The sequence below is a fragment of the Streptomyces sp. NBC_01142 genome, from assembly GCF_026341125.1.
In the GTDB taxonomy this organism is placed as follows: Bacteria; Actinomycetota; Actinomycetes; order Streptomycetales; family Streptomycetaceae; genus Streptomyces.
In genome coordinates this window covers 39,625-65,818 of record NZ_JAPEOR010000008.1, presented here as the reverse complement: position 1 = coordinate 65,818, position 26,194 = coordinate 39,625, and the positions used below count along the sequence as shown (strand labels likewise).

Sequence of the window (26,194 nt, the reverse complement as noted above, 5' to 3'; positions counted from 1 at the left end):
GGGCGGGCTTGTCGGCGGGTTCAAGGGGTTCGGTGTGCAGCATGGCAAAGGGCTCCTCGTGCGGCAGGGGCGTCGGGATGCGACGGCCCGTGGCTGGCTGACGGGGAGCACCCTGCGGCCGGACAGCGTTAGCCCAGCAACACACCACAGGCGCGCGGGCCGGAGGCGGTGACGTGTCCTGGAGACGGCCCGCCCGCTTGGTCGGCCACGCGGCGGAAGGTGTCGCACGCAGGACACGGCGGTGCAGTGCGGTGCGCAGCCCTGGAACGGCAGGCGGCCCCGTCTGCCCAGGCGGGGCAGACGGGGCCGTAGAGGCGAGCGGACGTTACTGGGGAGCCTTGCCGTGCCGGTCAGCGAGGTCAACGACCCAGGCGGCGAACGCGGTCACGTCCTTGTCCAGGTCACCGCTGCCAAAAACGCGGGTCTCTGCCCGCGCGGCCTCACAGTGACCGCTGATCTGGCCGTGCTCACTGAGGAGGTGGGCATGGTCGTGGGGTCCTTCCGTCGTGTGGAGGGGTGCGGCGGGACCATGCGCAGGAGCGGGGGTAAGGCCGGCAAGCGTGACGGCACCGGGGCACGGGCCGGGACGCGGAGCGAACGGCAAGCAGCCCCGCCTGCGGGGGTGCAGGACGGGGCCGGAAGCCGGGGCGGGGTGGTCAGCTGTGGTGGCGGGCGACGTGCTCGTCGCGCAGTGAGCGGGCCAGGTTCTCGTCCGGGATGAAGACAATCTGGCCGTGCTCGGTGCAGTGGGCGGCGTAGTCGGTCAGCTGGCCGCTGCGGATGGGCGTGAGCGGGCCGACCGCCGGATGCTCGGGCACGGGCACGGGTGCGGGTGCGGGTGCGGGTGACGGGGCAGGCGCGGGACGCGGGGCGGTGTCGCGGTAGCAGGTGCAGGAGCGTCGGCGGTGGGCTTCGACGGCCTGGTCGTTGCTGCTGTCGGGGACCTGATGGTGGTCACCGTGGAGGTCGAACACGACATGGCCGCGGTCGTCGGCGGGGTTGGCGGGGCAGCCGTCGCCCTGCCATCGCAACTGCGCGGTGAGAGTGACCTGGTGGCATCGAGCGAACTCTTCGATGGCCGCGAAGTCCTCGTGCCAGGGCCACGACTTGGCCCAGTCGGCGGTCTCCTCGTCCACCTGGAAACCGGTGACGTGACGGCCGGTCGGCGTGCCCTCGGCTTGCTCGAACACCGGGGTGAAGAAGCGGGCGAGATCGGAGAGGCGGTCTTCGTCGGGCCGGGCCAGGCTCACAGGCCGGTCGAAGGTGAGGCAGCCCTCGTAGTACAGCTCGTATCCCACAGCGGGTCTCCTTGGCTGGTGCTGTTCGGGTGCCGTGGAGGTTGGAGCGGGAGGGAGCAAGCCGGGCAAGATCTCGCGGCTCCTGCCCTGCGCTGCCGGGTGAGGTGTGCGGGGGCGGCGGCCCGTCCGAAGGGGGCGGGGGCAGGGCAGCGCGAAGGCCCACCCCGTCGACAGGGTGGGCCTTGTGCGCGTAAGCGTGGTGGGCGGGAGGTCAGTCGGCGGTCGGGGCGGGGTTGTTGCCGTGGCGGTCGCCTCGGAGGATGTCGCCCTCGATGTAGGTGATCATCGATCCGTCGGGGGCGCGCATCGTGTAGTAGAGCGAGGACTCCGCCCAGACCAGTTGCCAGCCTGCGGTGTGCAGGGCGTCACTGACGGTCTCGTCTCCGCCGGAGCCTGCGAAGAACCCGCGGTCCGGGCCGTGGTCGGTGGCCAGGGTGCGCAGGACGTCGTCCGCGGTCTTAGCGGTGCGCAGCTCCTGGAGCTGTTCGGCGATCACTGCCCAGAAGGTGTCGAGCATGATGCGTCTCCTCGTTCGTGGAAAGGGTGGGCCGGTGCGGTACGTCGTCGCTCGGCCCGAGGCGGCGGGAGGGGTGGGCGCCGCCCCGGCCGGGCCGGTGCTTCGTACCGTGGCCCGGCGGCGGCCAAGACCCGCAAGCTGCCGCCTGCCGCACCCGCCGGCAGATCGGCAGATGCGGCAGGGGCGCGGGGCGCCGGGCGGGGGCCGAGGGAGGGGGCAGCGGGTCAGCGGCGCTGTTTCCTGGAGCGGCGGTTGCGGCGGCCGTGTTCGCCGTTGAGGACTCGCTCGCGGCTGGAGACGGTGAACTGCCGGGTGGACAGGTCGAAGACCACCCACGGGGCGTCACTGCGAGCAGCGGTGGAGGCGATGGGCTGGTGCTGCCAGTTGTTGCGCGCCCCGTAGAGGTCGTGGAAGTCGGGGAATTGCCGGGCGTCGATGAGGGCGTTCAGGGCATCTGCGAGGTTCTGCCACAGGGCGCCGGTATCGGTGGTGGACGGGGTGGTGGCCATGATGATGTTCCGCATCTCGGAGGGGCGGGCGGGGCCCGCCTCGGGCGTGGGCTGTACGCCGACCCTGGCCAGCAGCGGGGCAACAGCCGCAATCTGAATGGGCCGGGGGCCGGTGGGGTGCGGGCGGGGTCAGCCCGTGTGAGGGGCGTAGCTGTGCGGGCATGGCGCGGCCCCGGGACCGCGAGGGGCGGGGCCGGGGCCGGTGAAGGTGCAGTGGGCGGAGGGGGGTCAGGCGGGGGCTGGGGGGTGCAGTGGCATGAGGGGCAGTCGTGCGGGCGGGTGGCGCCGGTCCAGGCTGACGGCTCCTGCAGGCGGGGGTGGTCGGCGAGCGTGTCCTGAAGGTGCTGCTCGACGTCGGACCACGTCCAGGCGGGATCGCCGCCGCTGCGGGCGTTGATGGCGTGCCGGATGAAGGCGGCCTTGTCGTCAGGGGTGGTGAACCAGACGTCCGCGAAGCCGTGCCGGTTGAAGTGCGCGATGTGGGCGAACAGGTGCTGTGAGCAGGTGCGGTACAGGTCGTCGGTGAAGGAGTCGGGGTGGAGGCCGCTCTCGATGAAGGCCAGGACTCGGTTCCCGGCGTCGGCCTTCGCCTTGGCTGTCGACCAATGGGTGGCCGTGCAGTCGGCGGGCGTCAGGCGGGTCAGGGTGCGCGGGGGTAGGGCGTGCGGTCGGAGGGCAGCGGAATTCACGGAACGTCCCGTCGTCAAGGCTCGGTGGGGGCGTGGAGACGCCCTTGGGGTGCGGAGCCCCGAGCGGTGCAGGCAGGTTGGTCACTGCTCCGCTCGGGCCGCTGGGGGTGAGGCTGGCCGGGCGGACGCCAACCGCCGCAACCCGGCCGGCCGCGCCAGAGCCACGCGGTGGGCCGGGGTGCCGCCCTGCACCCCCGGCGGGGCACCGTTGTGTGTCAGCTCTCGTCTGGGTCGCTGCTGCACTCCTGGTGGAGCTGGGAGGCTTCCTCCCACGTCAACGCATGCTGCCCGTAAGCGACTTGCCCTCCTACGGCGACTCTATCCAGCAGCCGCTTCGTACGCTCCCGTGCTTCGCGGGCGGCTTCCTCGGCGTACCAGTCGATGAGTTCCTCCGGGGTGGCATCTGTGACGACGAAGGAGCCGACGACGCTGGAGAAGACGGCGAGGAGCCCGTCCGGTTGCTCGATGATCTGATGACCCACGGCAGTTCCTCACTTCTCGATGTCGGTGGCGGGCGGGGTGTTGGTGGTGAGGGCGGCGAGGTGCGGGGCAACGCGGGCGGCGGCCTGGTCGGCGCGGTCGTGGAGTTCGGCATCGGACAGGCGGCGCACCAGGAGGCGGGTGTCCTGGTCGGTGATCTCGAAGTGGGGGTAGTCCCGGCGCAGGATGGCCTTCATGCGGTGGTGGTCGTCCTCGCGCCGGTAGTCGTCGGGGCCCAGGGCGGTGAGCTCGACGACCGGGCCGAGGCCGGGGTGCTCGCTCTCGCGGGCGGTGAACCCGTGGCGGGACGTGTCCGGGCGGGTGTTGCGCGGCAGGCGGGTCAGGCCGTCGTACGGGGTGAGGTAGGCGGCGATGGTGTCCGCGCGGGCCCGGCGCGCGGTGGTGGAGTGGCGCAGCGGCTTGCGGCGTTCGGCGTTGACCTCGGCGTTGGTGTAGGGGATGGCGAGGGGGGCGATGGTCCACGTGCTGTACGGGGTGAGGTGGGCGGCGGCCCAGGCGCGGGCGTCGTCGTCGGTGGCGAACGGGCCGTAGGTGTGGAGGGCGACATGGTCGCCGGTTTCGTTGGGGGTGTTGGCGACGACGAGCCAGGTGTTGGTGCGGGCGCCGCCGACGAACTGGGCGCTGACGGTGCCTATCGGCTCCTGGTCGAGGTCGAGGAGGGTCGTCAGGTGCAGGAACATGCCGGGGCTGCCTTCCGGGAAGTTGGGGGCCGCGCGGGGCGCCCGTTGGGGCGTGCGGTGCGGCGGCCGGTGGTGACACTGTCGGGGTCCGGCGGGTTAGGGCAGCAACCCGGCCGGCGGGGATGCGGCGGTGCTGGTTTCGCGCGGGCGGCGGGGCACATGGGTCGGCCCCCGGGCGCTGCGTGGTCGCTGCGTCCGGGGGCCAGACCAGTCAGGGGGTCCGCAACACGCCGGGCCCTCCTGGCCGGAGTAGGGCGGGGCGGGCGGGCTCGGGGTAGTACGGGGGTCAGCGGTAGGAGTGGGCGTGCGCGATCAGTGCGACGCGGGCCCCGTTCAGGTGACCGCGGGCGAGGTAGTCGCCGTGTTCGGTACGGGTGGCCTGCCCGTGCTTCAGGCCGATGCGGCGCAGCCACGAGGTCAGGCCGGTGTCGTTCCTGCCGAGCCTGATGTGTACGTACAGCAGGGTGTCGGTGACGGGCTGGCAGATGAGCACCCGGGGCTCGTCGACGAGTTCGGTGTGCGCGCGCATAGCGGGTGTCGCGGCGTCGGGCAGGGTGAAGGGATTGTCGTAGGCCCCGTGCTTCTTGATGTCGTGTTCGGACCAGCTGCTGGCCCATTCGGTCTGGGTCTTCGTGCCCGGGGCGGGGGGCCAGACGGCCAGATGGCGCTTCTGCGGGTGGCCGAGATCGAGTTGGCAGATGGCGCCGCCTCTGAGGTCGTTGCACGGGCCGGGGTCGGTGTTGTCGAGGAGGGCCTGGATCGCTGCTGCTGGTATGCCGAGGTCGGCAAGGTGCCCGGTCAGGCGCTCGATTGCTTCCTGGGTGTGGCGGAGCTGGGCGGGTGTGGAAACCATGACGGTCGGTCCTTTCAGGGGGCGGTTGCACGGGCGGTGGGCTGGGCGCGGCGGCCTTGGGGCGTCGCCTGGGGCAGGTGATGCCGGACCGCGCGGTGCGGCAGAGGGGGGATGCGCGGTCGCACGCGGCCCGGCAGTTGCCGGTCGCTCGCAGCACACGGAAGGGGGTTCGTGCGGGGCGTTCCCGGCTGCTCTGACTGTGGTGGACGGCGGGGTAAGCGACACGACCCCGGCTCCCCCGCTCGGCGGGCAGGCGACGAGGCGAGCGGAGCCGGTACGTGGGGGGCATGGGGCGACCCCGGCGCCGGGTGCGGGGGCGTTGGCCTCGCACGGCGCGGCGCGGCGCGGCGGGGGCACGGGTCGGGGCGCGGCGGTCGGATGGTGGTGTCGGGCCGGACTTGAGCGGAAAGCGGAGTCCGCAGGGGTTCCGGCCCGACACCGAGACCATGCCGGGGTGGGGAGTTAGGGGTGCAATGAACGGGTCGGGGTCACTGGCCGGGGTCGTGGTCGCGCCAGGTCTCTTCGGTGTCCGGGTCGAAGTGGTCGGGGTCGGGGTCGGGGGTTCTGGTGGTGTGGCCGGGGGATTTGGCGCAGATCCCGGGTCGGCCGTCTGACGGTGTGGCGTGGCATCGCCGGTGCACGTGGTGGGCTGACGGGGCGGACACAGCAGGGGTCTCCATTCGGGCGCGGCACGGGGGCGGCAGGGGACGGCGGGCCGGGTTTCTAGGCGGCGGCCGATCGGGCCGGGGTGGTGGCCGCCGTGGCTTTCTGCGCCTTCCCGGTCTTCCGGGTGGTGGCCTTCTTGTCCTTCGTGGCGGCACCGCCGGGCAGGCTGCCCTTGGGGGCCTTCTGGACGGAGATCTGGCCCGCTTTGGGGAGCTTCTTGGTACCGGCGACGAGGTCCTTGAAGCCCTGGCCCGCGCGGAAGCGGGGGGCGGAGGTCTTCTTGACGCGGACCCGTTCGCCGGTCTGCGGGTTTCGGGCGTAGCGGGCCGGGCGGTCGACCTTCTCGAAGGAGCCGAAGCCGGTGACGGAGACCCGGTCTCCCGCGACCACCGCGCGGACGATGGCGTCGAGTACGGCGTCGACGGCGTCGGCGGCCTGCTGTCGGCCGCCGATCGTGTCGGCGATCGCCTCGACGAGCTGTGCCTTGTTCATGGTGTGTGTCCCCTCGGACTCGGGTGCTGGGTCTGTTGCCGCGCGGCCGGGCCTTGCCCCGTGGGGGTTGTGGTCCGGGCTGGGTGTGAATGACCTTGGCAGGGTGGGCAGTTAGCCGCGCAACGCTTTCTGCCGGGTCAGGGGCAACTTCTGGTCGGGAAGGTCGGAGCGCGAGGCGGCGTTCCGCGCACCGCGGCAGGCAGCGACGGACGGCGCGGCGGCACGGGCAGAGGCCGTGCGGCGGCGCGGGCCGCGCGGCAGAGTCGCGGTGCGGCATGGGGCCGCCGGGCAGCGACGGGTACGGAAGCAGCCCCCGGCTCGCGAAGGCGCGTGCCGGGGGCTGCTCTGTTCCACGGGCTACAGGGTGGCTCGGGTCACGGCGACTGCCTCCGCGAAGCGGCGGGAGGCGGGGTTGACCGGCCACAGCGGGATGTCGTAGTCGTGCTCCAGCCACCAGCCGGTCGCCGCCTTCAGTGCCGCCTGCGTCTGGGTGGCCATCTGCCCGGTCAGCGGCAGGTAGGTGCCGCTGAGGTCGGCGCGTCCGGTGATCAGGGCGGGCCCGTGCAGTGCGTAGGGCAGGATGCGGTCGCGCCAGGCGCAGGCCAGGGTCCACAGGACCGGGTTGGGCTGCTGGCCGAGCACGATGGCGTTGCTGTTCACGTGCACGGACGCGTGGAGGTGGTAGGCGACTGCCCTGACCCCACCGCCGATCTGCCCCTCCAGCCAGTCCTGTTGCCTGTCGGCGGGCAGGTGAAGGGGCGTACTTCCCTCGGAGAGCGTGGACTTGGTCGGCGCGAACGGGAGCGGGGTGACGAGCAGGGCGGCAGGAAGGGTCATGGTCGGGACTCCGGGATGGTGGCGGGGCTCACCGGCGGCGCCGGGCACGGCGCGGCCGGTGAGGGCTGATGCGGGCCGAGGGAGCGGGGAATGGGTGGGCACCGCTCCCCCGGGCCGGCGGACCGCACTGTGGCGGCGGGCGGGGCAAGCCGTGCAACACGGCCGCGACCGGCCACGACGCGCCGGGCGGCAGCGCGGGGCACGGGTCGGGGCGCGACGGTTGCGGGTACGACGAACGCGAAGGCCCACCCCGGCGACGGGGTGGGCCTAGTACTGCAATCACAGTTAAGGGGTGTGTCCGCGTTGTTTGTAGTGGCTGTCGCGGGCGCGTGTCTGGCTGAGTCTTCGCCAGTGTGACCAGTGCAGATGGTGGTGGATGGTGAGGTGGGCGGGGTGGAGGAGGTGGCCTATGAGGCGGCGTATCTCTGCCACGGACAGTGGTATCAGGCCACCGTGGTTGCCCCTTTTGAGAGTTCGTGGGCGCGGACGGCGGTCAGGGCCGCGAGGGCGGCCATGGCGAGGGTGATGTGCCGGTACCAGGCGTGGTAGAGGCGGACCTGGTAGTGGTCCAGGCCGCAGTCGCCCTTCGCAGTCTGGAAGCACTCTTCGACGGCCCAGCGGGCGCCGGCCACCCTGACCAGGTCTTTCAGGCGGGTGCTGACGGGCCCGTAACAGACGTAGTAGGCGAGGTCAGTGGGGTCCTTCAGGCTGCGGCGGGCCAGGACCCAGTGGCCGTGGCCGTTCTCCCACCAGATCCGGATGGGGATCCGGGCCCACTGGTACATACGCTCACCATGGGATCCTTTCCCAGCGGACAGACGCTTCCAAGACTGTGGCGCGAGAGCGGCCACCAGCTCGTCGACACGGCGTTCCCCCGCACCGCGGGTGATGACGGTGTCGCTGGTCTTCACACACATCACATGGCTGATGGCCCGCTGTTCCATCCACCACCTGAGGGATTTCGACTGCCCGTAGGCCTCGTCCGCGGTGACCCACGCGAACGGCACGCCCGCCTGGACCGCACGCACGAGCATGGCCTTGAAATGCTCCGTCTTCGTCGCGAACAACACCTCGTCCGGGACGCCGGCCTCCCGGCACCGCTCGCGGTCATCCGTCCAGGAGACGGGCAGGTACAGCTCCCGGTCGATCAGAGCCCGGCCCTTCGCCGACGCGTACGCGAGGAACGTGCCGACCTGGCAATTTTCCGTCCGTCCGGCCGTTCCGGAATATTGCCGCTGGACACCCGCCGAGCGCACGCCCTTCTTCAGGAAGCCGGTGTCGTCACCGATCAAGACCGCGTTCTTGTCGCCGATCGTCTCGACGACGAAGTCCCGCACGTCGTCACGAACACCATCGGCGTCCCAGTCCGCCTCGCCCAGCAGGCGCTGCATCCCGATCGGCAGCCGGTCACCGGCCCGCTCCGCCAGCGTCCAGCCGTTCTTCCGCTCCAACGGAGCGATCAACCCCCGCATATACGCAAGAGCCCGCCCACGCGGCTCCGACCTCACGAAACGCGACGCGAACCGGGCATGCAACCCCGCCAGCACCCCGGCCCACCCCTCAACCAACCCCACCCCGAGCTCAGCCACACACCAACTCAACCACATACAACTGTGATTGCAGTACTAGGAGCCGAGGGAGGCGGCGCTGCGTCGGGTCTCCGCAAGGTGGACGTCGACGTACCGGGCGAGGATCAGCGCGTCCTGGGGGTCGCTGGCTTGGAAGGTGATGCGACGGAGCAGGCCGACCCCGTTGAGCGCGACGCCCTCGCGGGCGAGGACGAAGAGGAGGGTGAGGAAGGCGGACCGGGCGTTGCCGTCGTCGAAGGGATGGAAGAAGCAGACGTCGAGATAAGCACGTGCGGCGCGGGCGGTCAGGGGGAGGGGCCGCCCGCCGTCCGTTGCGCTCTCGGCCAGGCAGGCATCGAGGCGGGCGCGGGTGTTTGGGCCGATGCCGTAGCGTTCCCGGCCCCCCTTGGCGAAGGCGGGCAAGCTGCGGAACGCCGGCGGCTGCGGTGTGTGAAGGACGTGCTGCTGCCAGCCGCGGAGCAGTTCGAAATCGAGCCGGGCACCGCGCGCCGCGTCGGCCCGCAGCAGCTCCAGGGCAGCGAGCAGTCCCTCCGCGCGGGCAGGATCCACGGCGCCGTCGAACAAGCGGATGTCCTCCGCCGCGCCGTCGCACGAGGGGGTCACCGGCCCGTCCGCGCCGCCGTCCGTGCCCTCCTGCCACGGCACGGCCTCGCGCACCGCAAGCCAGCGCTCCAGGTGGTCCGGTACGGGCTCGGCGGACCGTGTGCCGTCGTCCGGCCGCAGCGACAGCGCGAGCCGCTCCGCGACGTTGTCGACCAGCACTGTGTCGGGGCCGGTCCAGCTCCGGAACCGCCCGCCGATCGCCTCGCCGACCAGATCCTCCGCGACGTCGGGTGCGACTTGCCAGCGGCTGAGGAACCAGGTGAGCACTTGACGGCAGTGCCCGTGCCAGCCGCTACCGCACCCGGTGCGGTCGACCACCTGCAGGATCAGGTTCCGGGCGGCGCGCTCCCACAAGATCCGCTGATCCTCGACGGCCGCCAGCTCCAGCGGGTACGCCTCGAACCATCCGGCCAGAGTCTCCAGCCACCCGCGCCACTCGCACAGCGCGGCGACGACACGGGCGAGGGTCTCGTCCGGGGCGGTGATCGAGTCCCGCGGGCAACACCAGTTTCCGACCGGCCCTCCGTCGAAGTCCCCTTCGTCGTGCGCCCAGCGCCAGCCCACGGCCCAGCGGCCGTAGCGTTGGACGAGGGCATGCGACATGGCGTCGGCCCAGAGGTTGGCCTCGCCCCAGCTCCAGGCACTCATCGCCGGGTCGGCGCAGGGGACGTCGGGGCGGCGTGGCACTCGCCGGGCCGGCCCGAGCGAGTGCACCACCTGCGTTGCAGACGCGTTGTCGAAGGGATGACGGTCGGGGTCCGCCTCGTCCCAGCTCAGATAGCCAGGGGCCAGCTCAGGAATCACCGCCATAGCCTGCATGTCTACCCGACACCCGTTCAAGCGGATTACCGCGGGCACTGGGTCCGCCAACTCTGACGCACAGCCCCGCCAACTCAAGCGCTCATCCGCCAACCGAAGCACTCAGTGTGCGACACGAGGTCGCTCCAAGTAAGCAAGGACAGCTGTATGAAGGGAAGTTGAGGAGGCTGGACTTCGGGCCAGTGTCCAGGGCCCGTTCCCGCGCTCCCATGCGTCGCTGGTAACGGCGGGGTGTGAAGCGGAGCGTTCAAGCCCAAGGGCACCTCGGCCATCGGGGTGCAACAGGTGAGGGGAAGGCTGGACGGGCGAACGCAAGTGAACCCTTGATGATGCCTCGTGACTTTGAGACCGCGTCGATGGCGTGTTGGCGGCGGTCACAGGACCCGGTGCTGGAAGGCGCCAAGTGACCTTCGGGTAACTGAGCCCGGAGGGAGGACACCGCTGGTCCCGGGGTAGAGGGGGCGCCCACCCCAGTCGCGTCTTACTGGTGCGGAACGTGGAAACCCCGACGGGGTCCAAGCCTTGGCTTGGTAGGTCGACCGCAAGGAAGGCTGAAGTCCCCGGCGGGAGAAGGAAGATCCAAGAAGCGAAGGCCGGCGGGCCGAAAGGCCAGAGGAAACCGGGAGATTGGGACCTTCACCCGCTCTCGCATAACTCGCCGGATACGGGCCCCGGTGGTCCGGCCCGAAAGGGCGCCCACGTGGATCAGGTGAGCCTTTGAAGTCACCACTGCAAGGAAGCCGGAACCAAGGGACAAGTTAGACACCGGAGGCGAGCGTGGAGATCACGACACCTGTTGTGACGCCCTCGTCTGCGGTGAACGGACCCGAGGACGACTTACTCGACTGGCACGGCATCGACTGGGCCATCTGCGAGGAGAACGTACGGCGGCTGAGGCAGAGGATCTTCAAGGCAACGCAGGACGGGGACCTCAAGAAGGTCCGCAACTTGCAGAAGCTCATGCTGCGAAGCCGCAGCAACACGCTGATCAGCGTGAAGCGGGTGACGCAGCAGAGCAGTGGTCGCATGACCGCTGGCATCGACGGGGAACGGGCCCTCACGCCGAAGGCGAGAGGCATCTTGGCGGCCGAGATACATCGGTCGTCGAATCCGTGGAAGGTCAGGCCGGTCAAGCGAGTGTTCATCCCGAAGAGCAACGGGAAGCAGCGACCGCTCGGCATCCCGGTCATCCGTGACCGGGTCCTCCAGGCCCGCGTGAAGAACGCGCTGGAACCCGAGTGGGAAGCGCGGTTCGAGCCGAGGTCCTATGGCTTCCGGCCCGGCCGCAGCTGCCAGGACGCGATATCCGCGATCTTCTGGACGGTGAAGGGCAAGAACCCGAAACGTCTGTGGGTCCTGGACGCGGACCTGTCGGCGGCGTTCGACCGCATCGACCACACCCACCTGATGACCATGCTCGGCCAGTTCCCCGCCAGGGACCTGATCCGCGGCTGGCTGAAGGCGGGCGTGATCGACCGCGGCCGGTTCGCACCGACCGAGGAGGGAACTCCTCAAGGCGGTGTGATCAGCCCGCTGTTGCTGAACGTTGCTCTGCACGGACTGGAACAGGCCGCAGGGTGCCACTACACGGTGCGGGCCGGGCGCGAGCCCGGCGCCATGCCGGGCACTCCGGTGCTGGTGAGGTATGCCGACGACTTCGTCGTGCTCTGTCACGACGAGGAACAGGTGCACCAGGTCAGGGCCCGGCTGGAGGACTGGCTGGAACCGAGAGGTCTTCGCTTCAACGAGGAGAAGACCCAGGTCGTCCACCTCGATAAGGGGTTCGACTTCCTCGGTTTCACCGTCCGCCGCACGGGCGGAAAGCTGATCATCAAGCCGAGCACAGCGGCTTGCGCGAGGCTCCGGGCGCGACTAGGGACCGAGGTGAAGGCCCTGCATGGGGCCAATGCCGAGGCTGTGTTGCGCAGGCTGATCCCGATCGTTCGCGGTTGGGCGGCCTACTACCGGGCGGTGGCGTCCACGACGACGTTCTCGTCGCTGGATCACTACATGTGGCGGCTGACCTTCAAATGGGCCAGGCGGCGTCACCGCAACAAGTCGAGTCACTGGGTCGTGGACCGGTACTTCGGCAGGTTCCACCCGTCCCGGCGAGACCGGTGGGTGTTCGGCGACCGCGACAGCGGCGCCTTCCTCATCAAGTTCGCCTGGACCGGCATCGTCCGCCACCAGCTCGTCAAAGGCGGAGCGTCCCCGGACGATCCTGATCTGACCGAGTACTGGCGGGATCGCCGCCGCAGGAAAGCGCCACCGCCGATGGACAAGACGAGTCTTCTCCTGGCGGTCCGGCAGCAGGGGCTCTGTCCTCTCTGCAAGCAGGCGCTGATCGCTGGAGCCGAATACGAACCGGACAGCCCACGTGAGTGGATCAACTGGTTCGCGGCCTCGAAGAAGATGCTCCACAAGCATCACTTCACCTACCGGCGAGACGGCGGCACGGACGAGCGGAACAACCTTCGCCTCGTGCACTCCGAGTGCCACCGTCAGCATCACGCTGGCGACGGCAAACGGGCCACATAACCCTGCTGACCTGCGAAGCCCATGGGGCTTGCTTGAGCCGGATGCGGGGAAAGCTCGCACGTCCGGTTCTGAGGGGGCCGGGGATCAGCAATGGTCTCCGGCTACCCGACCACAGTCACTGAAGGTCGCGCCGTGCTTCTGGCAGACCGAATTCGAACACGCGTATCATTAGGCGGGTGAGCACCACCTACCACTTCCCCGACCGCCTGCAGGCCCTGCAGCTCCAGCTGCACCGCGTCCGCGCCCAGTACGAGCAGCTGTGCCGCTCTCTGCCCTGGTCCGTCGAGCCAAGCTCGGGCCGGACTTACGAGCGACAGCTGATGGGCTCGGTCACCCAGACCATTACCTTCGCTGACTCCCCCGGCTACAAGCCCGAACAGATCTTGCTGGAGCGTCGACTGCGGCGCCGCATGATCCGGCTTTCGGCCGCGATCGTCACATACGCCTGGTGGAGCACGTTGGCGCCCGGCGAGCGGGTCGACGCGCGCATGGCCCTCAAGCGCCTGGCCGAGCCTCAGTCCGGGGCAGGCAGTCCAGACAAGGCGGCGTAGGTCATGGACGACGTCGAGGGCCTGGCCGACGGAGAGCCGCCGGCACAGACTCCGACGCCGCCAATCCGGATCCTGCTCCACGACGGCCAGGGGCTCACCGGCCGCCTCCACCACCGATGGCAGAGCTCCACCGGCGCGTGGATGTATCACGTCTCAGTGGCCCTGTGGGCTGTCACCCAGCTCGGTGCCAGAGATGTATCCGAGCCTGCGGACACCGAGTTCGACGCCCCGTCGTCGCATGTGAGGCCGATCGACGGCGTCTCCTACCGAGGAGTCCCGCTCACCCGACACCGGGACGCGATCATCCGCGCCCGCACCGGCCGCCATCTGCCAGCGCCACCAACCCTGAACGCAGCCGACAACGCGACGCTTTGGGGCGTGGAGCGGGAGCGGTACGCCTACGACGCCACCGGGCCGCGCCGCACCCGCCTCCACACCGCGGACTGCCCCATCCACTCAGGCCCCTACGATCTCACCACCGCGCAGGCGCTCCAGGCCGCCGCCCAGCCAGGGGCCGCCGTGTGCACCCTGTGCGACGCCGGCAAGACGCTCGCGCGGCTCCGCCCCGGTGCATCGCCGGGTCCCCAGGACGACGCTCAGCGCGCCGGCGACAGCCGCCGACGTTCGGCAGGCGGGAGGAGAGCGTGATCGACCGGACCATCGAGCGCGACGCGGTCGAGATCGTCCCCGAGGATCTGCCGACGAGGCCCGTCGCCGCGGTGCTGTACGACCAGCTCGTCGAAGTCCGACTGGGCCTCGGCGGGCAGCGCTGGAGGGGGCTGGCCTCTGAGCGGCGCGACTATGTGGACGGAAGGACAGCGTTCCGCGTTGACATCCGGCCGCTGCTGCCGGACGGCCGTCTGGGCCGCTGGCGCACCCACACCTGGGTCTGGGCCGACCCGCACGCCATGATCACCCGATCCTTCGGCACAAGTCCCGTCGAATACCCGGCCCGCCCTGGTGACGCTGAACGTGTGCTGCACGGACCGCCTCAGGGCGACGCGATGATCCTTCCGCTCATCGAGCACTTTGCGCCGGACCATCAGCCCGTCCGGCTGCACGTCAAAGTGGGCGGCGAATGGCGCGAGGCCAAGGCCTTCCGGCGATGGACCGACCCCGACGGCGCGGTCTCCGTCCAGGTCAAGATCTGCCTCATCGAGGACGGATGGCCGATGGACTACTGGCGCCGCTACCACTGGAACCCAGCCGCCATCACGGAGGACTCCAACAGCGGTGTTCGGAACGTCTGATGCCGTGGAGTCTGGCGAGGGGCAGCGGTCAGGGGCGCCAGGTGCGCAGGAGTTCGGCGATGCGGGCGGCGGGCCGGGCGCTATCGGGGGGGCATGGGGCGGCCCCCGACACCACGCGCGGGCGGGTGACGGGGGCCGAAAGGCTAGGACGGGGCCAGCGGAAGCGGTCCGGGAAACGAGGTGGGTAGTAGTCACCGCTCCCCCGGGCCGGGGTCGTGGTTCAGGCGTTCTTGGTCTGCTCAGCGTCGGACGCAGCGGCAGCGGCCTCTGCGGCATCGACCATGTCCAGGGTGACGCCGAACTGCCCGAGCGTCTCGTGGTCCACGGTCACGTCGCCGCGCCGGATCGCAGCAGCAAGGTTTCCGAAGTGGTTGGAAAGGGTGTAGAGCTCGAAACCCTTGGAGAAGCCGGAACCGTAGCCGGTGCCGTACTCAGTGACGGGCCGATGAGCGAGGACGTACTGGGTGCCGTCGGACGTCATGCGGGCGTCTTCCATCAGGTCCAGGCAAACGGAGTAGTTCTGGCTCGCGCAGTACAGCCGCCTTACGCTCAGCCGGTCGCGACTCACGGAGTAGTGCCACAGTTCCGCCGCGATCATGAATGCTGAGTCGTCCGGCTCGGTCAGGTCCTTGCGTGTCATGGTCAGCGCTCCGTGTGATCGTCAATGAGTTGGTGCTTGAGCCGGTGCGGGTCGTGTAGGGCGAGGCGCACTGCCGCGCCAGGGGGGAAAGCCCTGGACGCCGGTCGCCAGCGGAGTGTGAAGCGGCCAGCGGCCCGAGAGAGCGAGGGTGGGTACCGCTCTCCTGGAGCGGCGCCCCACACCATGGACCGGTCGGCAGCAACAAACGCAACCAAGCGCGGCAATGCGCGGGCGCCGCGCCAGGGTGGCCATGGGTGCTCTCGCTGCTAGTCGGGAATGAAGAAGACGCGGCGGGCGACGTCGGGAGGTGGCTGTGCGGGGAGGACCTGCTCGGCCAGGTCACGTACCCAGTCAGGCACGCCGTCGGGGAACTGCACGGGGTGGAAAAGGGCCCGGCGCGTCCGTGCGGCGGTCGACGACCCTGCGCCCCCGGATAGTGAGCGTCTCGACCTCCCAGCGGACCGTGCCGGGCGCGTCCTCGACGGGGTACGGGCGCACCTCGGCCTCGAACTCCTGGGCGCGCATGGTGTGCTCGCTGTCCCAGCCGGTGGCGAGCAGCCTGGGGCGGCTGATCGTGCCGGGTACGGTGAACGTGACTTCGGGCGTGCCGATGCGAATCTTCACTCTGTGGGCTCCAAGTCGGTGCGGTGATTGGTCGGCGGGTGAGGGTAAGGTGTGCGGGAGTTGATGCCACCGCCTCCCCGGGCCGGTGCCGCACCATGGCCCGGCGGCCGGCAAGACCGGCAACCATGTGGCAGCGAGCGGCTGTTGGACAAGCTGCGGCCCCGCACCCCTGCGCAGATGCCGGGGGCGGGGCCGAGAGTGCGGTCACATGGGTTGTCCCTCGTCGTCGATGAAGTCACCGTTGGTGTTGCGTGCGGGGCGCGGTTCCTTGGAGCGTGCAGCGTCGACTGCTTCGTCGTGAAGGCTCAGGGCAGCTGCCTCCGTTCCCATCTGCTGGCCCCAGCCGATGATCCACGTGTCGCCGAGCCGCATTCCGTGGTGCTGCTGGCCGGTGGAGTCGTCGTAGATCGTGGTGTCGTAGCTGGAGGTGTCGGGGTGCAGGAGGACGGTGTTCACGGTGAGTGTCGTCGTGGGGGTGGTGACGTGGGTTTCACGGACGAGTTCGCCGACGGTCCTCGGGTCGGTGTTCATGATGTCGGGCTTCCTTCTTCCTTCACGGGCTGTGGTTGGCGGCGGAGCAGCGAAGGGCGGCAGCGGGCGTTGAGGCACGCAGCTCACGTGATCAGGGCGGGCCGGGTCGCCTTGCTCATGCGGCGCACGGTGGTCGTGCGGCCGGGAGCGCGGGACAGCGTGATGCGGTCGGAGTGCTCATGGCCTTCGGCGTTGCAGTGGTCGGTCGGCCAGGTGTGCGCGGCCTGCTCGGGTTCGGGCAGGTCGCGGAAGTCGCCGTCCAGTGAGGCCCTGCCGACCGGTCCCCTGGCTCCGCATTCGCGGCACCGGTAGAAGAGGATCTCCGCGTACCTGTCGGGGGCAAAGCCGAAAACGGTGAAGGGGTCGGCTTGTGTGAGGGCCTCGTCGGCGGTCATGGGGGTGTCAGTCATCCACCTGCTCCTGATCCTTTCGATGACGGTGGCGGCGCTGGCGCCGCCACCGGGTGGGGTCACCGTCAGGGCCCGGCGGGTTAGCACCACAAGTAGGCGGCCGGGGCACCGGGGAGGTGGCGCCAGGCGCGGCCACACGGGCAGGGCGAGGAGGCCGGGCTCCGGCTACCGCTGGGCGGGCATGGAGCAGCCCCCGGCACCACGCGGGTGACGAGGGCCGGGCTCCGGGGGCTACGGACGGGTTCCGGTGTGGCGGTCGGGCACGATCCGAACGGTTCGGCGGGGGTCGACATCACGCCCCCTGGGCCCGTTGACGTGCGCCTTGACGGGGACGCGGACGGGTTTACATTCGCCGCCTGCTTCGATGATGGCGCGGTGCTGGTGCGGGTTCGGGCAGCGGTTCTGGTACTTCTGCGAGACCTCCCAGCGCAGGGTGTCGTCCTTCCAGTTCGACCCGGAGGCATCGGCGGTGCCGTCGGTCGGCCGGGGCTGGCCGGTGGCGGCAGTCGGAGTGTGGGCGGATTCGCGGATGATGCGGATGGGGCGCTTGCGTGCCGGGCGCCGGTTGTTCTTGTTCTTCCGGTTTCGGCCGGTGTTCTTGGTGCCGGTGTTGGTGTGCTGGGGGACGTTCACGATGTCCTCGTCCGCTGCGTCGACCGCCTCCGGGCTGTCGGGGTCGTCGGGGGCGTCGGTGGGGCGGCACAGGTCCCAGAAGGCGAGCAGCAGCGCCAGGATGGTGGCAGGCCCGGGGGCACCGAACAGGTCGGGATTGCTGTAGCCGTTGAGGACGTCGCCGTGCAGGGTGGCCAGGCCGTTGGGGCAGTACGGGCTGAGGGGCAGTTTGGTGGTGGCGGCCAGCAGGGGTGGCAGGCTGGTGGGGATCAGGCGCGTGTCGGTGATGGTCTCGAAGTCCACGGTGAGGTCGTCGCCGGTGCCTTCCATGTGCCAGGCCAGGCCGGAGAGAGGGTGCAAGCCGTCGAGGTGGATCGGGGTGGGGAAGTAGACGAGTCCGTCGCGGGCGCGGGCGATGTCTTCAAGGTTGCCGACTGTGATGCTGTCGGTGGTCAGGAACGGGTGTTCGGTGATGCGCTGGCCCATGCTGTGGGGGGCGACCCATACGTCGCTGGTGCGGTACGCGGCGGCGTTGTTGTCGCACAGGGCGAGGTAGTGGAGAGCTGCGTCGTGGGTGAGGTCCTGTGCGGTGACCGTGATGAACATGGTCCGCAGGAGGTCCATGCCGCAGGGGATTCCGCGTAGCGGCTTGCCCCAGAAGTCGGCGAGTTGGGTGCGGAGTCGCTCGGCCTGGTGGGCGCGGGCTTCAAGGATGGGGGCCGGAACGGCTATGGGTGCGGGGCCTGCGGTGGTGTGCGGCATGACGGGGCTCCATGGGTTGGCGTGGTCGGTGGCCGAAACCGTGGAGCGCAGCGGGCCAAGGGGCGCAAGGGAGCGACCCGTTGACGTGGAGCGGCAGGTGCCGTTGGCGCGTTGGCGCTGCGTGAATGCGGGGCGGCACACCCCCTTGGTGGTGCGGGGCGCGCACCCTTGACCCGGAGCGAGCCGGACAGTGGGCGGCCCCCGGCGTGCGCTGGTGGCGTGCCGGGGGCCGTGGGGCGTAGCTCAGGTAGGTCGGAGCGGTTCCGGGTCCTCCTGGCGGTTAGTGGAGTCGACGCGCATCTTCACGGTCTCGCTGCCGATCTCCTCGCCGTCCATGAGGTAGCGCTCCTCCGCGTCTTGAGCGGAGGCGGCGGACAGGGTGAAGGTGATCATCTCGGTGCGGAACACGGTGACTTCGTAGACGTCCCTCGGATCTGGGCGGTCACCGTCATCGGTCTGGTTGCGCAGGCCCATGGAGGCTTCGATCTCCTCGGCCTCGGCGTCCGCGTCCTGGGCGCATGCCTCGCACGGGTCAATCTCGATGCACTCCGGCGGGCGGTTCCCATTGGGGCACGTCAAACCGTCCCCCTCACCGTCCCCTTCGTCTGCGGAGTCCTCCGACCGGTCCAGGAGGACCAGGACGTCGTAGGTGAGCAGCGGCGGGCGGGTGCCGTGGCTGGAGGCCAGGGTGCGCGGTTCGCCATCGGCATGGGTGAGGAAGGTGGTGACGGCGGTGCGCAGCTGCTCGCGCTGCGCGGCGGTGGCGGTGTGCTCGGCGAGCGCGCGGGCGTCGGCGACGGCGACCGAAGCGGGCTCGCCCCGGTAGACGCCGAGTCCGTACGCGATGCGGTGCCTCATGGTGTCGGTCCATGCGCGCACGCGGCGAGCGGCGGTGTCCGCATGGGGACGGACACCTGCGGTGATCTCCGCAAGGCGTACGTCGTGGCGCTTCGCGTCGGCTTCCTCCTGGTCGGCAACGACGCGGGCCTCGGACTGGCGGATCACGTCACGCATTCCGGAGTCCTCCCGGTCGCCGGCGGCGCGGGCGGGCAGCTCCTGGCCGGCGGGTGCCTGCCCACGGGTCTCGCCGGTGCGGGCGTTTAACTCCGTGATGGTCTCGGCTCCAGCGGCCCGGACGACGGTGTGGGCAGCGCCGTGGTGCTTGATCCGGTTCGTCGCGTCAGTGTCGCCGTCGTCGGCATCACTCGTTTTCAGCTCCATCGCGTAGGCGATGTTCGTCAGGAGGTCGCACGCCTGCGCGCGGGTGAGCGTGAGCACGTGGCGGCGACGGCGCTTGCCCTCGGCGTCAGTGAGCGTCGACAGCTTGGCGGACGCAATCTGGTCGTACAGAGCGGCTTGGTCGGTGTCGTCGGTCTCGCTGCGGTGTTCCCAGTCGGTGAGGTAGGCGGCACACTGTCCGGGGGTGAGGTGCACGGTGATCGTGGAGGCGGGCTGGGCGGACATGAGGTGGATTCCTTCCGGTGCGGTGCGGCGGCTGCCGGGGACGTGTGTGGACGATCGCGGCGCGGAGGGATAGCGGCGCAACGCGCGCGTTGTGGTGGCACGGCGGCGCCCCCGGACACCACGCGGAAAGGCGGGGCCGGGGGCGCTGGTCGGAAGCAGCCGGGGTGGTCAGAACGGCAGGTCGCTACTGGGCCACAACGATGTGAGCCCTCACGCCGGGGTGCGGGGCGAGGGCTCACACAGTTCAGGGTGGGACGGCGGGGCTAAGCCTCCATCTCGTGCGGGCAGTCGCAGCATCCGCCACGGTCGTCGGAGCCGGGCTCGGGTTCGGGCTGCTGGTCGGGGATGGTGTTGATGAGGGCATCCCGGAAGTCGCGCAGGGCTCGGACAGCCGCGCCTTCTGCGTCGGTTGGCCAGATCGGATCGTGGCCGCGGGCCGTGCCGAAGTCCCCGTTCTCGTCCAGGAGCTCAAGGGCCGCCGCGACAATGGTGATGGCGGCCGGATAGTCGGTCACGGGGCCGGTGAGGGTGTCCGGGTCGGGGGCAGGCAGGACCGGGGAGCGGTACGCGGGATCGTCGGTGACCAAGGCGCCCAGGACGGCGACGGCCAGGGCCCAGGCGGGCCCACTCGCGGCACGGTCTGCGGGGATCAGGGCAAGGGCGGCATCGGCGGCGTCGCTGTGGTGGTGGGAGCGGCCGATGCGGGTCTCGGCGGTGATGCTCCCCCCGAGGTGCAATACGCCCTCGAGCGTGCCCGGCTTGTGGTCAGGGGCAGGCTGCCAGGACCATGCGGCCGTCGTGGTGGCGAGGCGTTCCAGCGCAGTGTGCCAGCGAGGGCCGGTGTAGCCGTCGGCGCACAGGAGGATCGCGCCGGCGTCGAGGTTGAAGGTGATGGTGCCGCTGATCGGGCTGTTGCGGACGCGGCGGTCCTGCTCGAAGAACACCAGGCCGGTGGCCTGGTCGGCGTGCGTGCGCATGGAAAGGGATGGCTGGGCGGCCATGAGCGCGGTGTAGAGGCCGTTGAAGGTGCCGCTGGCGGTGAGTGTCTGGTGAAGGTCGTTGGGGGTGAACACGCGGGTCCTTCCCTAGTTGAGAACCTGCCGGTCGGTGAGTCGGACGGCGGGTGCGGCTCCGTGGTGAGGCGGGGCTGCGGGATGGACCGTGGGCGAGGCGTGGGTTAGCCCCGCAACCCGCCGCGGCCGGGCACCGGAGGCGAGGGGGCCCGCACGGCGCGGGGACGCAGGTGGGTCGATGCGGTGGCGTGGAGTGGGCGTACGGCGAGGCCCGCCCCCGAATGGGGGCGGGCCTTGGGGGAGCTGCCGGGGCGGCGCGGGCCTAGCGGATGGCCGACCAGTTGACCTTTTCCGCGCCAGCGGCGAGTTGCTCGAACGCGGCGAACACGGCCCTGCTGCTGGGGAAGCCGAACAGTTCGTCGGTGTCGGTGGGAGTCAGGCCCAGCAGACGGTCCGCGATCTCCCAGACGGTGCCGGACTCGCTGTCCGTGGACGCTTCGAACTCCGGCTCCCGGTCTTCGTCGTTGCCACTGACGCGCTCGATGGCGTAGCCCGAGAGGTAGACCACGATGCCGGGTACGTTCAGCGTGACCCCGTGCAGAGGTACGCGCGCTTCGAGCCGGTTGGTGCCAAGCAGCACCTCGTCGATTACGAGCAGGTTCGTGCGCTGCTTGATGGTGCGCAGGACCTTCTGGACCAGGTCACGGTTCACGGTCGCTCATCTCCCCTTGGTGGGTTGGCTGGTTGTTGGATGTCGCCGTGACCATGGCGGGTGCGGCTGTTAGCCGCGCAAGATGCTCTACAGAAACGCGCACGGCCCCGCCCTTGAGGGCGGGGCCGTGCGCTGCGGGTGAGGGCCGGGATATCAGGCGGCTGCGGCGGCGTTCTGTGGTTGCGGCTCGGCGGCATGGGTCTGGGTTGCAGGCTGGTTGGTGGCCTGCCGCCGGCCGACGGGAGTGAGGGTCTCCCGGTGGTCTGGCGTGATGAGTGCGGTGACGCTGTCACGCCAGTTCGGGATTCGGTAGTGGCTTCTGCCGATGGTCAGGAGGCCGTGAGTGCTCCGGCCGCGGCGGGTGTACGTGAAGGTGTCGCTGCGAGTGCCGTCGGTGAAGGTCAGGGTGTGGGTGAGGCGGACCCGGACGCCCGGCTTCAAGTGCTCCCGCAGCAAGTCGCGTTGGGCGTGGTAGTCCCGGCAGTGCGCCCGCCAGGTGAGCGCGTCCTCATGCGTGGTCGGAGTCAGCGCGTTCAGCACGGACTTGGGCGCCCTGTGGTCGCCCGGCAGGCAGGTCTCGCTCATGTCCTTGTAGCCGAAGTTAAAGAGGGGGTCGCGGGACCAATGGGTCAGGGCCACGTACGCGGTGACCTCGCTGGTGGTCTCTTCGCGGATGGCGGCATAGAAGACGCCTGCGACGGTCCCGTGCGCGATGATCTTGAAGCGGGGGTTGAGTTTGGCCCCGAAGTGTTCCACGTCGGTCTCGGCGTTCTTCTCTCGCCGGTAGGTGGTCCATCCCATGGGGGTGCCTCTCGGTTCAGGGGCCGGTTCTGTTGACTGGCCACGGGCAGAGCCTGAGATGGAGGGGTGTAAGCGGCGCAATGGCGGGAGTGCGGGTTCCGCGACTCCGCTGGTCACGGGAACGGCCCGCCTCCGGCCTCGGGCCGGGGCGAGCCGTGTATGAGCAGAGTGCGCGGTCAGGGGGAGGCGGGGCCGCAGCCCAGGAGGGTCTGGGGCCCTATTCCGCCGGGTGGCGGGGCGGGACGGGGAAGAGGGCGCGGCGGCCGGGGGCGGCAGGTGGTTGGCGCCGCGCTCGACGCCGGGGAACTGGCGCTGTCCACTGGCCGTCACGTACGAGTGAGTGTGTCGGCCACGAACGCGACGCCGCTCCCTGCCCCGGGGCGGGACAGGGAGCGCTCGTGGTGCGGGGTCAGCGGGCTGAGCTCGTGGTCTCCGTGAAGATGAAGCCGCCGGTGGACTTCTGCCAGGAGAGAGCGGCCTCCGTGTCCCCCGCAGCGGCATACTCCTGGTGGCGGCGGCCGTGTCGTTCGGCGAGGGAAACCATCCAGGCGACCAGTGCGGCCGAGTCGGCGGCGTAGTTGCCCGTGGCGAAGTCGGGGGTCTCTTCGGCGTACGGGGGCTCCTCTTGCTGCATCCAGTGCGCGCCGAGGGATCCGTGCTCTCCGATCGGGTGGTGGTTGGAGACCTCCGCTCCGTAGCGGTCGGTGCCCGACCATGTGACCTCGGAGTCGTCGGCGAAGGTGTAGCGCGCGTAGGTTCCCGCGCTGTCGCCCCAGCCTCCGCAGGCGATGCCTTCGGCGGCAAGTCGCCGGTACACGGACCGGGCGATGATCTGCCGGACGACGATCTCGTTGCTCTTCTCCACGGGCGCGGTCCAGCACTCGCGCCCGGTGTAGCGGAATTCGGCGGTGCCGGTGTCGCCGTTGTACTCGACCCACGGAAGCGGGTCCCCCTGGCTCCGCGGCTCGTAGGCGACGGGGATGCCGTCGGCGAATCCGGCCATCACGCGCAGCATGGGCGGGCGATCCTGCGCATCACCGTGGTGCTGGCGGTGAGCCTGGTAAGCGTGGTCGCGGGCTGTGATCAGCTCGCGGGTGTATTTCCGGCGCTTGGTCATGGTGGTGTGCCTCTCGCATCCGGCTCGGTGGTCCCGGGCGTCTGTGGGTCCCGGTGAGCGGCACATTGGGCGAGCGCCCGGTTAGGACCGCAACCGGCGGAGGACTGCCGCAACGTCGGGCGGCCCGCCCCGGGACTGAGCCGGACGCGGCCGCGGCGGGGCACGATGGGAGAGGCGTCTGACCTGCTTGTGCTGGCTAGTCGCAGGAGTCGGGGCGCTTGGGGTAGGGCTTCAGTTCCGGGTATCCGAGGGTGACCCGGTCGCGCTCACGCTGGTTCTTACCCAGCCGGAATATGTAACGAAGCTCTGTGGACATACGCTGTGTTGCCTCATGTCGTGTTGGCAGCAGGCACGAACCGCCAACGTCACGGACCCCGCCAGCCGCCGGAGCACCAAGCCGCAGATCGAGCGGCAACTTCGGCGCGGACTGGCAACCGTGGTGACCTCCACCGGCTTTACGCCGCGCGGGACTTGCTACTCCATGTTCCGGGGCCGGTCTTCGCGCGGCTGCCGTGGGATGTACCGCGTCTCCGCGTACCGCTTGCTACAGGTGCCACCCTGTCATCGGGTTGGTGCAGCTCAGGTAGAAGTACGCGGCCTACACGCTCCTTTTATCGATGGCCAACGGTGAGACCAGGTGCCGGACGGTACTGACGCCGCCCGGCACGGCTAGGTTGTCAGCGACCCCTGCGCGGCCGGCGCCGACGGGCCGCAGTGGGAATCTGCAGGAGGAGTCGAGTCCTTCGCGCTCTCGGCAAGGAGCTGCTTCACTCGCGTGGTCGGCACTCTTGTCGCCAGGGCGATGTCACGCAACGTTGTCCGCCGCAGAGCAAGGGCAGCTACCGCTTCGTTCAGGGCTGCCGTGTAGGCGTCCTCGACGGACCGCAACTTCTCCAGCTCCGGCGTCATCGGGATGATCGTGATCTCTGCGGCCACGCCGACGAGTTCGAGCCCCTGCCTAGTGTTTTCGCGCGCCGCTTTCAGCGTCCGCCCGTGCCCATACACCCCGTGCTCGGGGATGTTCACCACCCAGGCCCTCCCGCGCCTGCTGGCCCGGCATTCGATGGTCTCGCTCACGTGGCACTCCCCATGTCGTCGATTACCTGCTGCACGACCATGTCCGGGATGGGGGTAGGCAAGGCCACCTGCCGACCTCCGATCCGGTACAGCGTGTGTGTTCCGCTGCTGCGGACCGCAGTGACGGTGAGCCCCAGCTGACGGGCCGCAGCGCGGATGCGCAGCAGTGGGCCTTCCTCCGACCCTGCGCGGAGTCCTGCGGTGACCTCCTGGGCCTGCTTCCACTCCTGCAAGCTGACCACCGGCTTGTGCACGATCTCTGGCGACCACACCCACTTCGAGACCGGGTTCAGTTTGGAGTATCCGTCTCGGCCGGTGCGGGGCGACTTCCGGTTGTACACCTGGTATCCGGTCAACTTGGGGTTCGCGATCAGACCCTCTACCAGGCTGTGCGTCCACCGGCCCTCGATCGGGTACCGGTCGGGATCCGAAGACAGGATCGTGATGATGTCCGCGGCCTTCAGATGCTCCTCCCGTCGCAGGCGGCACAGTTCCCAGGCTGCGTCGAACCGGCGGGGGTCGGCATGCGGAACAAGCTTCCGCTTCGGCCGCTCCGCGCCGAACCGTCCCTTCTCCCGCACCGGGGCGTTCAGGTCGATCACCGTGGTGTAGGGGTAGGGCGGGTAGCCGTGATTCCAGCCGTTGATGGCGTGCTGGATCTGCCCGCCCATCGACATCTCCATCAGCGTCGTCCTGTAGATCTCCGCGTCGACCTGGCTGTACCGGCGGGTGCGCAGCCTCCCAGACTCGGTGCCGCCGACCGGCTCATTGGCGTACACCACCTCCACCCCGATTCGCTCCAGCTCGTGCTCCACGGTGAGGCTGGTCAGCATGGCGCGTGCCACACGGTCGGACCGCTCCGCCAGGACGTGTGTGACGCTCAGTTGCTCGGCTCGGTCCACCAGGTCCTGGAGTCCGCCGTCCCGAGGGATAGGAACGGCGAGCGCGTCGTACATCTCCTGCGACCCGAGGCCTCGTAGCTCCGGGGGAAGCATTCCGGATTCCACGTCCCAGAAGTACGCGGCAAACTTCTCGCCCACCTCCAGGCGTTCGGAGGCGAGGGCCACTTGCCGCGGGAGGGACGAGGCGGGGTTCTGGTTGTCCTTAGTGGAGACACGACCGACGAATACCGGGCGGCGGGGACGCATGTCCGTCTGACTGAAGTTCGGCAGGTCAGTGAGATCGAGGGGTGGTCCGAATGATGAGCGCATGACATTCCTGTGGGTTGCGAGTTCGGCCGGGCGGTCGTTGGGGAGAGCGGGTCTTGATCAGTCGCCCTCGGCCCATCCGTTGCTGCGCCCCATGGCGATGGTGCGCTGCGTGACGAACTCGACCGGCCAGGGAAGCGTCAGCGGCCGGTGCCTGCGTCCGTCGGCGGGCCGGTGGACCATGCGGCGGGTTGCGGGACGCCATTCATGAGCCTCGGGCAGAACGCCGCGGCCGTCCCGCCGGGCGGTGGTCTCGATCGCATAGACGTCCCCCTGCCTGCGCACGCGCCGCCCCGCGGCTTCGGCCTTCACCACGGCGGCGGGCGTGAGCCAGGTCAGGCCCTCGGCCACGGACGTGACGGTGCCCGATACGCGAACGGCCCACGGGCTGGCGTCGTCCTTCCCGTACAGGTACGCCAGGTCGACGTACCGCGGCTTGACGCGCTTGCCGTACCAACGCCACCCGGACGCGCGGATCAGGGCGATTTCGTCCGTGCGCTCCACGACGAGTAACGGCGTCGCACGGTTCTCCCCCTCGATGTGGGTCTCTCCGCCGCGCCGGACGATCTCGGCGACCGCGTCGGCGAGGAACCGGGCCTTGGCCCGCTCCTTGACCGGCGGGACCGGAGCGAGGGCCGGGTTTAGTGCGGCGCGACGCCGACGGAGCTGGGTAATGGCGGTCTTCGAGCGCTGGCCGGGCATGTCGTGGCGGGCCAGGTGACGGGCGAGAGAGCCAGCGGTGAAATCCAGAATTGCGGGCTGGGACATGGGTCTTACTCCTTGTCGACGGGTGCGCCCGGATGCGGGTGCCAGGTAGCGGATGGGCTGGGG

At 70.0% G+C, this 26,194-nt stretch carries 29 protein-coding genes and 1 pseudogene; 5 read left to right on the top strand and 25 right to left on the bottom strand.

Annotated elements, in window-relative coordinates:
• Positions 1–656: 656 nt before the first annotated feature.
• The 3 genes from OG883_RS45665 to OG883_RS45655 form a co-directional block, all read right to left on the bottom strand.
• Complete coding sequence (locus OG883_RS45665) at positions 657–1,298, bottom strand: hypothetical protein (protein WP_266553411.1); 642 nt, start codon at positions 1,296–1,298, stop codon at positions 657–659.
• Between the two features lie 211 nt (positions 1,299–1,509).
• Positions 1,510–1,815 (bottom strand): hypothetical protein, encoded by a 306-nt coding sequence (locus OG883_RS45660; RefSeq protein WP_266553413.1) that lies wholly within the window; start codon positions 1,813–1,815, stop codon positions 1,510–1,512.
• A 224-nt stretch (positions 1,816–2,039) separates the two neighbouring features.
• Complete coding sequence (locus OG883_RS45655; protein ID WP_266553415.1) at positions 2,040–2,324, bottom strand: hypothetical protein; 285 nt, start codon at positions 2,322–2,324, stop codon at positions 2,040–2,042.
• 317 nt (positions 2,325–2,641) lie between these two features.
• On the opposite strand from OG883_RS45655, the gene OG883_RS45650 reads away from it, so the two are divergent.
• Positions 2,642–2,824: a hypothetical protein gene (locus tag OG883_RS45650; protein WP_266554735.1), complete on the top strand. Its 183-nt coding sequence runs from the start codon at positions 2,642–2,644 to the stop codon at positions 2,822–2,824.
• 404 nt (positions 2,825–3,228) lie between these two features.
• On the opposite strand, the gene OG883_RS45645 is transcribed toward OG883_RS45650, so the two are convergent.
• The 9 genes and pseudogenes from OG883_RS45645 to OG883_RS45605 all read right to left on the bottom strand — a co-directional run bounded on the left by OG883_RS45645 (position 3,229) and on the right by OG883_RS45605 (position 10,044).
• Entirely contained in the window at positions 3,229–3,495 is a 267-nt protein-coding gene (locus OG883_RS45645; protein ID WP_266553420.1) for a hypothetical protein, read from the bottom strand.
• Positions 3,496–3,504: 9 nt separating this feature from the next.
• Positions 3,505–4,194, bottom strand: coding sequence for a hypothetical protein (locus tag OG883_RS45640; RefSeq protein WP_266553423.1), 690 nt, complete (start codon positions 4,192–4,194; stop codon positions 3,505–3,507).
• Positions 4,195–4,480: 286 nt separating this feature from the next.
• A complete protein-coding gene (locus OG883_RS45635) occupies positions 4,481–5,047 on the bottom strand; it encodes a hypothetical protein (RefSeq protein WP_266553426.1) in 567 nt (188 codons plus the stop codon).
• A 488-nt stretch (positions 5,048–5,535) separates the two neighbouring features.
• A complete protein-coding gene (locus tag OG883_RS45630) occupies positions 5,536–5,712 on the bottom strand; it encodes a hypothetical protein (RefSeq protein ID WP_266553429.1) in 177 nt (58 codons plus the stop codon).
• 88 nt (positions 5,713–5,800) lie between these two features.
• A pseudogene (locus OG883_RS45625) lies at positions 5,801–6,205 on the bottom strand (HU family DNA-binding protein); the annotation flags it as partial.
• 357 nt (positions 6,206–6,562) lie between these two features.
• Positions 6,563–7,042: a hypothetical protein gene (locus OG883_RS45620; RefSeq protein ID WP_266553432.1), complete on the bottom strand. Its 480-nt coding sequence runs from the start codon at positions 7,040–7,042 to the stop codon at positions 6,563–6,565.
• Positions 7,043–7,327: 285 nt separating this feature from the next.
• Positions 7,328–7,474, bottom strand: a complete 147-nt coding sequence (locus OG883_RS45615; RefSeq protein ID WP_266553435.1) for a hypothetical protein — start codon at positions 7,472–7,474, stop codon at positions 7,328–7,330.
• 11 nt (positions 7,475–7,485) lie between these two features.
• Positions 7,486–8,649 carry an IS701 family transposase gene (locus tag OG883_RS45610; protein ID WP_266553438.1) on the bottom strand — a complete coding sequence of 388 codons (1,164 nt, stop codon included), beginning with the start codon at positions 8,647–8,649 and terminating at the stop codon, positions 7,486–7,488.
• Between the two features lie 18 nt (positions 8,650–8,667).
• Positions 8,668–10,044, bottom strand: coding sequence for a Fic family protein (locus OG883_RS45605; RefSeq protein ID WP_266554733.1), 1,377 nt, complete (start codon positions 10,042–10,044; stop codon positions 8,668–8,670).
• Positions 10,045–10,830: 786 nt separating this feature from the next.
• On the opposite strand from OG883_RS45605, the gene ltrA reads away from it, so the two are divergent.
• From ltrA to OG883_RS45585, 4 genes are all read left to right on the top strand, one after another.
• Positions 10,831–12,591, top strand: coding sequence for a group II intron reverse transcriptase/maturase (ltrA, locus tag OG883_RS45600; protein WP_266554731.1), 1,761 nt, complete (start codon positions 10,831–10,833; stop codon positions 12,589–12,591).
• A gap of 176 nt (positions 12,592–12,767) precedes the next feature.
• Positions 12,768–13,142, top strand: a complete 375-nt coding sequence (locus OG883_RS45595; protein ID WP_266554729.1) for a hypothetical protein — start codon at positions 12,768–12,770, stop codon at positions 13,140–13,142.
• Positions 13,143–13,145: 3 nt separating this feature from the next.
• Positions 13,146–13,790 carry a DUF6233 domain-containing protein gene (locus OG883_RS45590; protein WP_266554727.1) on the top strand — a complete coding sequence of 215 codons (645 nt, stop codon included), beginning with the start codon at positions 13,146–13,148 and terminating at the stop codon, positions 13,788–13,790.
• Entirely contained in the window at positions 13,787–14,392 is a 606-nt protein-coding gene (locus tag OG883_RS45585) for a hypothetical protein (RefSeq protein WP_266554725.1), read from the top strand. Before OG883_RS45590 ends, OG883_RS45585 begins: the two co-directional genes overlap by 4 nt.
• Before the next feature lie 220 nt (positions 14,393–14,612).
• Here the strand turns inward: OG883_RS45585 and OG883_RS45580 are convergent, their stop codons facing one another.
• The 13 genes from OG883_RS45580 to OG883_RS45520 form a co-directional block, all read right to left on the bottom strand.
• The gene (locus OG883_RS45580) at positions 14,613–15,032 is read right to left on the bottom strand and encodes a hypothetical protein (protein ID WP_266554723.1); all 420 of its coding nucleotides are present in this window, start codon (positions 15,030–15,032) and stop codon (positions 14,613–14,615) included.
• A 351-nt stretch (positions 15,033–15,383) separates the two neighbouring features.
• Complete coding sequence (locus OG883_RS45575; protein WP_266554721.1) at positions 15,384–15,656, bottom strand: hypothetical protein; 273 nt, start codon at positions 15,654–15,656, stop codon at positions 15,384–15,386.
• A gap of 204 nt (positions 15,657–15,860) precedes the next feature.
• Positions 15,861–16,187 carry a hypothetical protein gene (locus OG883_RS45570; protein ID WP_266554719.1) on the bottom strand — a complete coding sequence of 109 codons (327 nt, stop codon included), beginning with the start codon at positions 16,185–16,187 and terminating at the stop codon, positions 15,861–15,863.
• Positions 16,188–16,270: 83 nt separating this feature from the next.
• Positions 16,271–16,597 carry a hypothetical protein gene (locus OG883_RS45565; protein ID WP_266554717.1) on the bottom strand — a complete coding sequence of 109 codons (327 nt, stop codon included), beginning with the start codon at positions 16,595–16,597 and terminating at the stop codon, positions 16,271–16,273.
• Between the two features lie 231 nt (positions 16,598–16,828).
• Entirely contained in the window at positions 16,829–17,971 is a 1,143-nt protein-coding gene (locus tag OG883_RS45560) for a hypothetical protein (RefSeq protein WP_266554715.1), read from the bottom strand.
• A 243-nt stretch (positions 17,972–18,214) separates the two neighbouring features.
• The gene (locus OG883_RS45555; protein WP_266554713.1) at positions 18,215–19,435 is read right to left on the bottom strand and encodes a hypothetical protein; all 1,221 of its coding nucleotides are present in this window, start codon (positions 19,433–19,435) and stop codon (positions 18,215–18,217) included.
• A 263-nt stretch (positions 19,436–19,698) separates the two neighbouring features.
• Positions 19,699–20,508 (bottom strand): hypothetical protein, encoded by an 810-nt coding sequence (locus OG883_RS45550; protein WP_266554711.1) that lies wholly within the window; start codon positions 20,506–20,508, stop codon positions 19,699–19,701.
• Positions 20,509–20,770: 262 nt separating this feature from the next.
• Positions 20,771–21,160 carry a hypothetical protein gene (locus tag OG883_RS45545; protein WP_266554709.1) on the bottom strand — a complete coding sequence of 130 codons (390 nt, stop codon included), beginning with the start codon at positions 21,158–21,160 and terminating at the stop codon, positions 20,771–20,773.
• A gap of 153 nt (positions 21,161–21,313) precedes the next feature.
• Positions 21,314–21,961: a hypothetical protein gene (locus OG883_RS45540; protein WP_266554707.1), complete on the bottom strand. Its 648-nt coding sequence runs from the start codon at positions 21,959–21,961 to the stop codon at positions 21,314–21,316.
• 409 nt (positions 21,962–22,370) lie between these two features.
• Complete coding sequence (locus OG883_RS45535; RefSeq protein ID WP_266554705.1) at positions 22,371–23,078, bottom strand: hypothetical protein; 708 nt, start codon at positions 23,076–23,078, stop codon at positions 22,371–22,373.
• Between the two features lie 669 nt (positions 23,079–23,747).
• Complete coding sequence (locus OG883_RS45530; protein ID WP_266554703.1) at positions 23,748–24,155, bottom strand: hypothetical protein; 408 nt, start codon at positions 24,153–24,155, stop codon at positions 23,748–23,750.
• Complete coding sequence (locus OG883_RS45525; RefSeq protein ID WP_266554701.1) at positions 24,152–25,366, bottom strand: recombinase family protein; 1,215 nt, start codon at positions 25,364–25,366, stop codon at positions 24,152–24,154. The genes OG883_RS45530 and OG883_RS45525 overlap by 4 nt, the downstream gene beginning before the upstream one ends.
• A 57-nt stretch (positions 25,367–25,423) precedes the next feature.
• Positions 25,424–26,131, bottom strand: a complete 708-nt coding sequence (locus tag OG883_RS45520) for a hypothetical protein (protein WP_266554699.1) — start codon at positions 26,129–26,131, stop codon at positions 25,424–25,426.
• Positions 26,132–26,194: the final 63 nt, after the last annotated feature.